Origin of the sequence: Micromonospora sp. WMMD1076 (genome assembly GCF_029581475.1) — a bacterium.
In the GTDB taxonomy this organism is placed as follows: domain Bacteria; phylum Actinomycetota; class Actinomycetes; order Mycobacteriales; family Micromonosporaceae; genus Micromonospora; species Micromonospora aurantiaca.
In genome coordinates this window covers 3211550-3223299 of sequence record NZ_CP120862.1, presented here as the reverse complement: position 1 = coordinate 3223299, position 11750 = coordinate 3211550, and the positions used below count along the sequence as shown (strand labels likewise).

Below are 11750 nucleotides of genomic sequence, written 5' to 3'. Positions count from 1 at the left end.
TGCGTGGTTCTGGTTGGTCACTTGATGCCGGCGGTGGCGAAGCCCTGCACGAAGTACCGCTGGGCGAACAGGAACAGGATGATCATCGGGACGGTGGCGAGGGTCGAACCGGCCATGAGGAAGGCCCACTCGGTCCGCTCCGCCGTCTGGAAGGCGGCGAGCCCGACCTGGATCACCCGCAGGTCGTCGCGGGTGGTGACGAGCAGCGGCCAGAGGAAGTTGTTCCAACTGTTCTCGAAGGTGATCAGGGCGACGGTGGCGACGGCGGGCTTCACCAGCGGGGTCATCACCCGGGCGAAGATGCCGAACTCCCCCATCCCGTCGATCCGGGCGGCCTCCTCCAGTTCGGCCGGGAGGCTGAGGTAGAACTGGCGGAACAGGAAGATGGCGAACGGGGTGAGCGCGCCCGGGATGATCAGCGCCCACCAGGAGTCGAGCCAGCCGTACCCGCCCCGGCCGAGGTAGTCGTTGCCGCCGAAGAACGGCATCCCCTTGGCGATCAGGTACTGCGGCACGATCTTCGTGTAGGTGGGGATCATCATCATGGCGAGCACGCTCATGAAGAGCACCGAGCGGCCCCGGAACGGCACCCGGGCCAGGGCGTAGCCGGCCATCGTCGCGAGGATCACGTTGATCAGCGTGTGTCCGATCGCGATCAGCAGGCTGTTGCGGAAGTACGTCCCGAACGGGGCGTAGGCGAGTGCCTCCCGATAGTTGCTCCAGACCCACTCGGTCGGCAGCAGCCGCGGCGGGTAGCTGGCGATGTCGGCGTGGCTCTTCAGCGACGACAGCACCATCCACGCGAACGGCACGACCATGACGAGCGCGCCGGCGCCGAGGACCAGGTGCAGCAGCACCCGGGACACGAGGTCACGCCGCATCGTCGTCCCTCCCCGTGAGCCGGCGGCCGAGCACGGTCATGACCAGCAGGAAGGCGAAGAGCACGACGCTCTGGGCGCAGGCCGTGGAGATGTGGAACTCACGGAAGGCGGTCCGGTAGATCTCGTAGGTCATCACCGTGGTCGAGTTGGCCGGGCCGCCGTCGGGGGTGAGCACGTAGACCTGGTCGAAAACCTGGAACGCGTCGATCATCGACACCACGAAGACGAAGAAGGTCGCGGGACGCAGCAGTGGCAACGTGATCGCGAAGAACCGTCGCGCGCCGGAGGCGCCGTCGATGTCGGCCGCCTCGTACAGCTCCGACGGGATGTTCTGCAACGCGGCCAGGTAGATCAACATCTTCAGGCCGATCCCCTTCCAGATGCTGACCAGGATCACCGCCGGCATCGCCCAGGACGGGTCGGAGAGCCAGGCCGGTCCGTTGGTCCCGACCTTGCCCAGCAGCAGGTTGAACAGGCCGAGGTTGGGCTCGAACATCCACATCCAGACGAGCGCGATGGCGACCGTCGCGGTGATGTGCGGCATGAAGAACGCGGCGCGGTACCAGGCGCGGGCGCGCAGCCTACGGTTGAGCAGGACCGCGATCACCACGGCGACCGCCATCGCCACCGGCACCGTGAAGAAGGTGTAGACCACGGTGTGCCAGATGGAGAGGTTCCAGCTGTCGTCGGCGAAGATCTCCCGGAAGTTCGCCAGCCCCACCCACTCGACCGTCCCGGCGAGGACGTCGTAGTCGGTGAAGGCCAGGACGAAGGTGGCCACCACCGGCAGTCCGATCCACCAGAGCAGGTGCAGCACCGATGGGGCGAGCATCAGGTACGCGGCACGGCGCCGCTCGGCACCGAGGCGCCCACGGCGCGGCGAGCGCGCCCGGCGCGGCGCCTGCGATCCGGACGCCACGTCGGCACGGTCGAGGGTGCTGGTCATGTCAGCCCTTGTCGATCGCGACCTGGGCCTTGGCCGCCAGCTCGGCGAGGGCCTGCTGCGGGGTCTTCTTCCCGAGCAGCGCCGACTCGATGGCCGCCTTGAAGTCGCCGCGGATCTCCAGCCAGGCCGGCACACCCCCCTCGGAGTACGCCGCGTCCAGGTTCTGCATGGCGAACTGCACCGACTTGTTGCCTGTCACGTACTCGGAGGAGGCGAGTTCCTTGAGCGCCGGCACGTTGCCACGCTGCTGGTTCGCGGCGAGCGACGGCCCCGGCCCGGCCAGGAAGTCCACAAGCGCCTTCGCGGTGCCCGGGTGGCTGGACTTGGCACTCACCGTGGCGAGCGTGCCGCCCTGGAAGATCGCCGGGCGCTCATTGTTGATCATGAAGAACCCGATCTTGTCCTGCTTGATCAGATCCGGCGCGGACTCCTGGATGGACTGCCAGACATTGTTGTGGCCGATCATCATGGCGGCCCGCCCCTGCGCCAGCGGCGGGCCACTGGCGGCGCCGGGCTGGGTGAAGCCGAAGTCCTCGGAGCGGTCGGTGCGGACCACGTCGGTCATGAACTGCAGTGCGCCCACCGCGGCCGGGCTGTCGAACGCGGGCTTGCCGTCGGCGGTGAAGAGGTCGCCACCGTTGGCCCACATCAGCGGCAGGAACGTCTGCCGCAGGTCGTTGGAGAGGATGTCCAGGCCGGCCCGGGTGAGCTTGCCGCTGGCGTCGCGCCTGGTGAGCTTGCGGCCGTACTCCCGCAGCTCGGCGAAGTTGCGCGGCGGCGCGGTGAGGTTCGCCTCGGCGAGGAGGTCCTTGCGGTAGATGCCGAACCGGGTGTCCAGCATGATCGGCAGCCCGTACACCTTGCCGTCGTAGATGCCGGGGTCGACGACCCGCTCGTTGAAGCGCTGACTCAGCTCGTCGCGCCTCACGTCCAGCGGGGCGAGGGCGCCCTTGGCCGCGAACGGCGGAATCCAGCCGATGCCCATGAGCATCACGTCGTAGGGGCGACCGCTGGCGATCGAGGTGGTGAGCTTCTCGTTGAGCTTGCCGTACGAGGTGTAGTCGACCTCCACGGTCACCTTCGGGTGGCTGCTCTTGAACGTCTTGAGCTGCTCTTCGAGGACCTGCTTGCCGTCTGCGCCCTCGAAGATCGGGGTTAGCATCCGGATGGCGCCGGAGTCGCTGTCGCCGTCCGAGCCGGACGGCGCAGGCCCGCCGCAGCCCGAAGCGAAGAGTGCCACGACCAGCCCCGCCGCCAGCGAGAGCCGACCCATTGTCCGTGTCTTGCGCATCCTGGTCTTCCCCTCCGTACCGGCCCCCGGTTTCCGGGACACCGCGTGGTCAACAATGGAGAGCGCCGGTCTATGCATCGATTTACTGGTGAATCGATGCAGCAAGGCTAGGAGCGCCCCTCACGACTGTCAATGGCCTGGACACACGGGCGCAACACGCGCTTAACTGAGGAGCCCGGCAGAGGAATCGGCTCCGATGAACCCATACACTCATGGCTCCCTCAATCCGCCTGACACACAGGAGAACCGAAGCGTGGCCGGTGTGACGATCTACCAGGTTGCCCGCGAGGCCGGTGTCTCGCCCAGCACCGTGTCGAACTTCCTCAACGGCCGGCCGGAGCGGATGCTCCCGCAGACCCGCAGCCGGGTCGCGGCCGCGATCGACAAGCTGGGATACCGGCCGAACCGGGCGGCCCGCCAGCTCCGCACCGGGCGGATCCAGGTCATCGGCCTGGTGGTCCCGAGCGTGGCCAACCCGTTCTGGGGCAACTTCGCCCGGCTGCTGGAGCGGGCCGCCCTGGCCGAGGGCTACCACGTGCTGCTCTGCAACAGCGAACGCGACCCCGAGCGGGAGCGGGGCTACCTCGACGAGCTCTGGGCCGACGGGATCCGGGGCGTGGTGCTCTGCTCCTCGCTGCCCTCGCTGGCACACGTGCTGCCACTGGTCGACGCCGGGCTGGGGCTTGTCGCCTTCGACCGCACCGCCCAGGCCGGCGATCCGGCCGCGCTGGTGAACATCAGCGTCGACAACGTGGTCGGCGCCCACCTCGCGACCGCCCACCTGCTCCAACTCGGACACCGCCGGATCGCGTTCGTCTCCGGCTCCCTGCGCAGCGTCAACCGGCGCGACCGGTTCCGCGGTTTCAGCCAGGCGTTCGAGCAGGCCGGGATCGACCCGGCCGAGGCGATCGTGTGGCCCGGCGGCGCCGAGCAGGAGCCGTACGGCGACCTGGACGCCGCCGAACTCGGCCGCAACGCCGCCCGCGAGCTGCTGGCCTCCCCCGACCGCCCGACCGGGATCGTGGCCATGAACGACATGTGTGCGCTCGGGGTGAGCGCCGGGGTGCGCGACGCCGGCCTCGTGGTGGGTCGGGACGTGTCGGTGGTCGGGTTCGACGACATCGTCCTGGCCGACCTCGCGGCGCCACCGCTGACCACCGTCCGGCAGCCCATCGCCGACATGGCCGCCGCGGCGTTCCAGCACCTCAGGTCCCGGATCGACGACCCCTCCGGCGGGCCGAGCCAGTCCCTGCTGATGCGCCCGGAGCTCGTCGTCCGCGCCTCCACCGGGACCGCACCGCGGACGGAGGGGCGCGGGTCATGACGAGCGGCGGCACGGCGGCCCGGGTGAAGTCCGCCGACCGGACCCTGGAGCTGCTGGAACTGCTCGCCGCGTCGCCGGAGCGGCGCACCCTGGCCGAACTCGCCCGCGACCTGGACATCCCCAAGAGCAGCCTGCACGGGCTGCTGCGCACCCTGGTGCAGCGGGGCTGGCTGGAGGTGGACGGCAACGGCTCGCGCTACGGGCTGGGCGTCCAGGCCCTGCGTACGGGCACCGCGTACCTGCGGACGGACCGCGCGGTCCGGCGCCTGACCCCGGCGGTCGACTGGCTGCACCGGGAGCTTCGCGCCACCGCGCAGCTCGGCCGGCTGGTCGGTGGGCACGTGGTCTGCCTGGTCACGCGGGAACAGGCCGGGGCGCGTCCGGCGAACCCCGCCAGCGGGCACACCCCGGCGCACGCCACGGCGCTGGGCCGGGCGGTGCTCGCCCGGGTCGCCGGCGACGTCGCGTCGCTGGCCGGCGTGCTGCCCGCCGCCGCCACGATGCCCCCGGCGCGCCTCGACGCGCTCGGCACCGAACTCGCCCGCACGGTCGCCCGCGGATACGCCGTCGACTGGGCGCCGGACGACCGGGCCGGGTGCGGCAGCGTCGCGGTCGGCGTACCGCCCGCGCTGGGCCGGTTCGACTCGATCGCGGTGTCGGTGACGGAGCACCCGTTGACCGAGTCGCGCGCCCACGACCTGGCGGCGACCATCGCCACCGCGATCCGCGACAGCCTGACCGGCCGACTCGAAACGGATAGATAATCTTGAAAGAGTCTATTGACGGTTAAGTCACCATCTTCTATGTTCACTCGGCACTAGTGCGATGCAGTTCACATATAGGAACCTCTACCCGAAGGATGCCTAATGCGACGAACCGCAAGTCTCGCGCTACCCGTGGCGCTCGTCATCGCCAGCATCGGGACAACAGCCGGCCCGGCGCACGCGGTCGGCCCCCAGCTCTCGGTCAGCTCGGTGACCGCCAGCGCCGACGACGGCAACGTCCCGGCGAACACCCTCGACGGCAACCTCTCGACCCGCTGGTCCGCCGAGGGCGACGGCGCCTGGATCCGCTACGACCTCGGCTCCAGCGTCACGGTCGGCTCGGTGAGCCTCGCCTGGCACCAGGGCGACACCCGGCGCCAGACCTTCTCCGTCCAGACCTCCACCGACGCCAACTCCTGGACGACGGTCGTCAACCAGAAGCAGACCGCCGGCACCAGCCTCCAGTTGGAGAACCACGACTTCGCCGACCGCAGCGCCCGCTACCTGCGCATCGTCGGCTACGGCAACACCTACAACGACTGGAACAGCATCACCGAGACCCGCATCTACGGCGCCGACGGGGGCGGCGGGGGCGGTGGCTGCACCGTACCCGCCGACGTGCTGAACCTGACCAACTGGAAGATCACGCTGCCGACCGGGTCGTCCGGATCGCCGACGGAGATCAAGCAGCCCGCGCTCGCCAGCTACCAGAACTCGCCCTACTTCGTCACGGCCAACTCCTGCACCGCCGTGCAGTTCCGCGCCCCGGTCAACGGCGTGACCACCAGCGGGTCCAGCTACCCCCGCTCCGAGCTGCGCGAGATGGCCAACAACGGCACGAGCAACGCGAGCTGGTCCTCCACCTCGGGCACCCACACCCTCGTCGTCGACCTGGCCTTCGTCACCCTGCCGTCGACCAAGCCGCACCTGGTCGGGGCGCAGATCCACGACGCCTCCGACGACGTGACCGTGTTCCGGCTGGAGGGCAGCAGCCTCTACATCACCAACGGCGACACCACCCACCACAAGCTGGTCACCAGCAGCTACCAGCTCGGCACCCGCTTCCAGGCGAAGTTCGTGGTCAGCGGCGGCCAGATCAAGGCGTACTACAACGGCACCCTCCAGACCACCATCTCCAAGAGTTTCTCCGGCGGCTACTTCAAGACCGGGGCCTACACCCAGGCCAACTGCGGCAACTCCTCCCCGTGCAGCAGCAGCAACTACGGCCAGACGCTGCTCTACGGCGTCACCGTGACCCACTCCTGAGCAGCCCATCCCGGTACGGTCGAGGCCACCTCTGCGCCGACCACCCTGCGGCGCGCGCCACGCGCTGGCCGCGCCGCAGGGCAGCGCCGCCGCGTGAACTGCCCGGCGCGGCCCCGCGTCCGCTGCGGTCAGCGCTCCCCCGCCGCCGGGACACCGCCGCCCGTGCGGGACTCGCCGGGAAGCGGGGTGCCCGGATGGGCCTCGCCGGAGACCAGGGTGTGCGCGGCGCGTACCTGGTCGGCCGCCCGGCGCAGCGCCACGACGATCCGCTCCTCGAGCCCGGGGTCGTACCGGGTCAACGGGACGGAGAGGCTGATCGCGTCGATGGCCGGGGAGCGCAACGGCACGGCCACCGCGACGCAGACAATGCCCTCGGTGTTCTCCTGCCGGTCGACGGCGTAGCCCCGCTCGCGGATCGTCGCCAGCTCCGCGTGCAGCACCCCGGCATCGGTGACCGTGTACGCGGTCAGCGCCGGCAGCGGCCAGCTCAGCAGCCGGTCCGCTGTGGTGTCGGAGCGCTCGGCGAGCAGGGCCTTGCCCAGCGCGGTGGCGTGCGCCGGCAGCCGCCGGCCGATCGCGCTGTAGAGCCGCAGCGGGTGGACCGACTCCCGCTTGGCCACGTAGACGACGTGGGGACCGTCGAGACGGCCGAGGTGGACCGTCTCGCCGAACTGCCGGGACAGGTCGTCGAGGACGCCGGCCAGCAGGCCGACCGTGTCGTCGGAGTCCAGGTAGGCGGCGCCGACCTGGAGCGCCCGTACGCCGAGCCCGAACCGCAGGCCGGTGTCGTCGGCCTCGACCCAGCCGCGCTGCGCCATCGTGCGCAGGATGCCGTGCAGGCTGCTCTTCGGGATGTCCAGCGCCCGCGCGAGGTCCACGAGCGACCGCCGGCCCTCGGCGGCCAGCGCCTCAAGCACCGTCAACGTCCGGTCCGCGGACTTGACCGGTTGGAACTCATCCCCCGACGTCACGAGATCAATGTAGCGGGATTGACATTCCATCGAACACCACTACGGTCATATACGTGACCAACGTTCCTCTATCTGAACACGATGGCACTGTAACCCACCCCGTCACCGCGGCCGTCGCCCGCCGCCGCCTCCTCCCCGTCGTCGTCCTCCGCGACGCCCGCGCGGCCGAGCCGCTCGCCTCCGCGCTGATCGCCGGGGGCCTGCACACCGCCGAGGTGACCCTGCGGACCGACGCCGCCATCCACGCGATCCGCGCCATGGCAACCCTCCGTGGCTTCCTTGTCGGGGCCGGCACCGTGCTGACCCCGGCCCAGGTCGACCGGGCCGTCGAGGCCGGTGCCCGGTTCGTGGTGAGCCCGGGCTTCAGCCCCGCCGTGGTCCGCCGCTGCCAGGACATCGGCGTACCGGTCTTTCCCGGCGTCGCCACGGCGACCGAGGTGCAGATGGCGCTCGACGCGGGGCTCGACACCGTCAAGTTCTTCCCCGCCGAGCAGCTCGGCGGGGCGGCGATGGTCAGGGCCCTGGCCGCACCCTTCCCGTCGGTGCGCTTCATCCCGACCGGCGGCATCCACAGTGGCAACCTGCCCGCCTACCTGGCCCAGCCGGCGGTTCTCGCGGTCGGCGGCACCTGGATGGTCGCCCCCGACCTGCTGGCACAGGCGGACTGGAACGAGATCACCCGGCTGACGCAGGCGGCCACCTCCGCCGCCGGAGAGGTGTGACCCCGTGACCGCGCTGCACCCACGTCCCGCCGGCGAATGCCGCTACGACCTCGTCGCCCTGGGCGAGGTCATGCTCCGCCTCGACCCCGGGCCCGGCCGGGTCCGCACCACACGCGCCTTCTCGGCCTGGGAGGGCGGCGGCGAGTACAACGTCGCCCGCGGGCTGCATCGCTGCTTCGGGCTGCGCACCGCGATCGTCACCGCGTTCGCCGACAACGACGTCGGACGCCTCATCGAGGACCTGATCATGCAGGGCGGCGTCGACCGCACGTTCGTCCGGTGGCTGCCCAGCGACGGCGTCGGCCGCACCATCCGAAATGGAATCAACTTCACCGAGCGGGGCTTCGGCGTGCGTGGCGCCCGCGGGACATCGGACCGCGGACACACCGCCGCCAGCCAGCTCCGCCCCGAGGACGTCGACTGGGACCACCTCTTCGGCGACCTCGGCGTACGGTGGCTGCACACCGGCGGCGTCTACGCCGCCCTGTCGGAGACCACGCCGGAGACCATCGAGGCGGCCGTCATCGCCGCGCACCGGCACGGCACCATCGTCTCGTACGACCTGAACTACCGGCCCAGCCTGTGGCAGGCGTTCGGCGGCAAACCCCGGGCGCAGGAGGTCAACCGCCGGCTCGCCCGGCACGTCGACGTGATGATCGGCAACGAGGAGGACTTCGGCGCGGCGCTCGGCTTCGAGACGCCCGGGGTCGACGCCGACCTCTCCAACCTGCACGCCGCCAACTTCCGGCGGATGATCGAGGACGTCACGAAGGCGTACGACAACCTCCGGGTCGTCGCCACGACCCTGCGCACCGTACACACCGCGACCGTGAACGACTGGGGCGCGATCGCCTGGGCGGCGGGGCGGTTCGTCGAGGCGACGCACCGGCCAGGACTGGAGATCATGGACCGCGTCGGCGGCGGCGACAGCTTCGCCGCCGGACTGGTCTACGGGCTACTGGAGCGCGGCGACCTGGCCGCCGCCGTGGAGTACGGCGCCGCCCACGGTGCCCTCGCCATGACCACCCCGGGCGACACCTCCATGGCCAGCCTGCCCGAGGTCGAGGCGCTCGTACGCGGCGCCGGCGCTCGCGTGCAGCGCTGAGAGCCGGGTGGGAGCCGATGGGTCGCGTCGGCCCACCGCCGTACCAGCGGCCTCGCCGCATTGTCCTGACGTGCGTAGCTGCTCGCCACGACTTTGCCGGCCCCCTGGCGCGCTCGGCGAGGAGAGGACGAGAACACCTCGGCCACGCCGAGTGCGGGTGATCCGGGACGGGCGGGCGGACCGCGGCCGGTCCGCCCGCCCTCACCGTTGCGCGTGGTCAGGTTACGGAAGCCTCCGCGTCCCCGGTCGATCCGTCAGGCGGGCCCCCCGCCCGCGGTGACCGTCATGCCGACCGACCCGTAGCCCGAGCCGACCTGGTTGTCGCTGTAGAACTTGACGCCGGTCGAGGCCGAGGTGACCTCCATGACCTTGGTCGAGGACCCCACGAACCTGTTGCGGGTGATCGAGACGTTGTCCGGCCCGTCCAGCTTGATGGCCTGGTTCCAGCTGTCGCCGATCTCGTTGTCCGCGACGATCCAGTTCTTCATGCCGTCGGTGTTGCCGCCGGAGTTCCCTCCCCGGCCGTAGTCCTCGACCATCAGCCACTGGTGGATGCTGGGGATGCTGTTCTGGCGGCCCGGGTTCGCCGGTCCGACGGCCTTGTTGTGGCGGATCTGCACGTCGTCGCTGGCGACCGGGTGCGAACTCGACACCCACGTCTGGATGAAGTCGGTGTGGCTGTTGCCCGGGTCGCCGGTCACGAAGTTGATGGCGGTGTTGTAGAGGATCTTGTGCCCGTTGCCGAAGAAGGTGATGGCGTTCAGGTCACCGGGAGCCTTGACGTTCTTGATGTCGTTGTTCTGGATGGTGACGTTGGTGTTGTTGTCCGAGTAGATGCCGTACTGCTGCTGCGCGTCCACCCGGCAGTTCTGCACCACCACGTTGTCGGCGTCGATCACCAGACCGCCACGGATGGTGTTGCCCTGACAGTCGTAGACCTTGGGCGCGGTCGCGGTACCGCCCGAGCGGATCGTGTACTTGGAACCCTGATTCGCCACCAGGACCGCGCCGGGCGGAGTCGCCACACCGCCGACGCCGAGAGTCTGCGTGGGCGTACCGCCACCGCCGTCTGCGCCCAGGACCGTGAGTTCGGAGATGCTCGTCCACGCGTTGTCCGTGTTGCCGTGCCCGACGACCCGGAGGTACCGAGCCGGCCCGTCGGCGAAGTTGTAGTTCTCCGGCCCAGCCGTGCTGCCGCTGCTCGTCGTCCGGGACGACACCGTGGACCAGCTCGACCCGTCCTGGGACAGCTGCACGTCGAACGTCATGCGGCGTACGTCTCCCCGGTACCAGGCGACGGACGTCGAGCCCACCGTCTGCACCGTACCGAGGTCTGCGCGGAGCCACACCCCGTCACCCTCGCCGGACCAGCGCGTGGCCAGATCGCCGTCCACGGCGTTGCCCGGCACATTCCCGTCGTCGGAGCTGGCCGTCACGCCCACGATGGGCAGCGTCGCCGCCGCGAAGGCCGGTGCCCCCGGCACCACCAGCGAACCCATCGCCAGCGTCACGCCGGCGGCGGCCGTCACCACTCGTTTCACACCGATCACCTGTTCCTGCTTCCTCGTCGCCGTCACGACTGGTCGAATGAGGTATGTCGCTCGTGCTGCCGGGGTGCGTCCACTCCGGCCCCGCCGGGGATAGGCGGTCCGTTCGGGCCTCGCCAACTCGTCCGCCCCGACGCCCGTCCGCCACCGCCCGGCCACCCGCGACGAGGGCCGAGCCGCCCGACGACGCGGGCCGACGGCCGGGCCGCCGGAGCCGATCCGGCGCGCCTCACGCCGCATTCGCAGGTCGGCGACCATCACGCCGCCGGCGAGCCCGCCGGTGGCGGAGCCGACCACCCGCGGGTGCCCGCGTGCGTCATGGTTTTCGGCGCGTACAACTCGTTGACGAGCATGACCCGCCAGTCGGCGGTCACCCTCGACGAGCGAGGTGTTGTGGCCCGGGCCACCCGTCGGCGCGCGGGAGCGAGCCCGAAGTGACGACATCTCCGCCGTCGAGCCGGAGTGCCGCCTCGTACCCGGTCCCGGTCAGCCTCTCGTGGTAGTAGTCGTAGGTCTTGTGCCTCCGGCCGTAAGCACCGGCGCCGCCGGTCCTGGCGCCATCGAGGAAGAAGTTGCGGTACGCCTGGTTGCGGTTGCCGGGCCGCAGGGACCGGGCCCCCTGCGAGTTCGTCGCATCAACCGTCCCTTCTGGTGAAGGTTCCTATATGTGAACGACGCTGCACCAGTGCCGGCTGACCATAGAGGGAGACACCAATCCCGTCAATGACGCACGTCAATACGTTTGAGGCGGTGATGACGGCTGCCTGGCCATCGGTCCAGGCGGCCGGGCGACGGGGTGGCGTCCGGGTCGTGGTGCCGACCAGACAGCCCGCTGAGGGCGCGCGATGCGACAGAGCCCCAGCGTCCTTGGAGTCGCCAGCGGCAGGAGGGCATCAAGTGATGCAACGGTGCCGCGGGCTCGGGCGTGGTCGT

General features: G+C 70.3%; 10 protein-coding genes. 5 read left to right on the top strand and 5 right to left on the bottom strand.

Annotation, left to right across the window (positions count from 1 at the left end; translation table 11 throughout):
- Positions 1 to 17: 17 nt before the first annotated feature.
- The 3 genes from O7622_RS15500 to O7622_RS15490 are packed head-to-tail and all read right to left on the bottom strand — an operon-like array spanning position 18 to position 3118.
- On the bottom strand, positions 18 to 881 hold the full coding sequence (locus O7622_RS15500; protein ID WP_282313995.1) for a carbohydrate ABC transporter permease: 864 nt from the start codon (positions 879 to 881) through the stop codon (positions 18 to 20).
- Entirely contained in the window at positions 871 to 1827 is a 957-nt protein-coding gene (locus O7622_RS15495; protein ID WP_282313994.1) for a sugar ABC transporter permease, read from the bottom strand. The genes O7622_RS15500 and O7622_RS15495 overlap by 11 nt, the downstream gene beginning before the upstream one ends.
- Before the next feature lies 1 nt (position 1828).
- The gene (locus O7622_RS15490; protein WP_282313993.1) at positions 1829 to 3118 is read right to left on the bottom strand and encodes an ABC transporter substrate-binding protein; all 1290 of its coding nucleotides are present in this window, start codon (positions 3116 to 3118) and stop codon (positions 1829 to 1831) included.
- Between the two features lie 253 nt (positions 3119 to 3371).
- Between O7622_RS15490 and O7622_RS15485 the strand changes: the two genes are divergently transcribed.
- From O7622_RS15485 to O7622_RS15475, 3 genes are all read left to right on the top strand, one after another.
- On the top strand, positions 3372 to 4442 hold the full coding sequence (locus O7622_RS15485) for a LacI family DNA-binding transcriptional regulator (RefSeq protein ID WP_282313992.1): 1071 nt from the start codon (positions 3372 to 3374) through the stop codon (positions 4440 to 4442).
- Positions 4439 to 5206, top strand: coding sequence for a helix-turn-helix domain-containing protein (locus tag O7622_RS15480; protein WP_282313991.1), 768 nt, complete (start codon positions 4439 to 4441; stop codon positions 5204 to 5206). Before O7622_RS15485 ends, O7622_RS15480 begins: the two co-directional genes overlap by 4 nt.
- 102 nt (positions 5207 to 5308) lie before the next feature.
- Positions 5309 to 6472 carry a polysaccharide lyase family 7 protein gene (locus tag O7622_RS15475; protein ID WP_282313990.1) on the top strand — a complete coding sequence of 388 codons (1164 nt, stop codon included), beginning with the start codon at positions 5309 to 5311 and terminating at the stop codon, positions 6470 to 6472.
- A 128-nt stretch (positions 6473 to 6600) separates the two neighbouring features.
- On the opposite strand, the gene O7622_RS15470 is transcribed toward O7622_RS15475, so the two are convergent.
- Positions 6601 to 7443, bottom strand: a complete 843-nt coding sequence (locus O7622_RS15470) for an IclR family transcriptional regulator (protein WP_282313989.1) — start codon at positions 7441 to 7443, stop codon at positions 6601 to 6603.
- Between the two features lie 53 nt (positions 7444 to 7496).
- Between O7622_RS15470 and eda the strand changes: the two genes are divergently transcribed.
- On the top strand, positions 7497 to 8165 hold the full coding sequence (eda, locus tag O7622_RS15465) for a bifunctional 4-hydroxy-2-oxoglutarate aldolase/2-dehydro-3-deoxy-phosphogluconate aldolase (protein ID WP_282313988.1): 669 nt from the start codon (positions 7497 to 7499) through the stop codon (positions 8163 to 8165).
- Between the two features lie 4 nt (positions 8166 to 8169).
- Entirely contained in the window at positions 8170 to 9270 is a 1101-nt protein-coding gene (locus O7622_RS15460; protein WP_282313987.1) for a sugar kinase, read from the top strand.
- 254 nt (positions 9271 to 9524) lie between these two features.
- On the opposite strand, the gene O7622_RS15455 is transcribed toward O7622_RS15460, so the two are convergent.
- Complete coding sequence (locus tag O7622_RS15455; protein ID WP_282313986.1) at positions 9525 to 10811, bottom strand: discoidin domain-containing protein; 1287 nt, start codon at positions 10809 to 10811, stop codon at positions 9525 to 9527.
- Positions 10812 to 11750 lie beyond the last annotated feature (939 nt).

What these genes read in the sequence shown, in the direction of transcription:
- O7622_RS15495 (WP_282313994.1), bottom strand. Translation starts at nt 1,827, where the DNA reads ATGACCAGCACCCTCGACCGTGCCGACGTGGCGTCCGGATCGCAGGCG.
- O7622_RS15490 (WP_282313993.1), bottom strand. Translation starts at nt 3,118, where the DNA reads ATGCGCAAGACACGGACAATGGGTCGGCTCTCGCTGGCGGCGGGGCTG.
- O7622_RS15475 (WP_282313990.1), top strand. Translation starts at nt 5,309, where the DNA reads ATGCGACGAACCGCAAGTCTCGCGCTACCCGTGGCGCTCGTCATCGCC.
- O7622_RS15480 (WP_282313991.1), top strand. Translation starts at nt 4,439, where the DNA reads ATGACGAGCGGCGGCACGGCGGCCCGGGTGAAGTCCGCCGACCGGACC.
- O7622_RS15500 (WP_282313995.1), bottom strand. Translation starts at nt 881, where the DNA reads ATGCGGCGTGACCTCGTGTCCCGGGTGCTGCTGCACCTGGTCCTCGGC.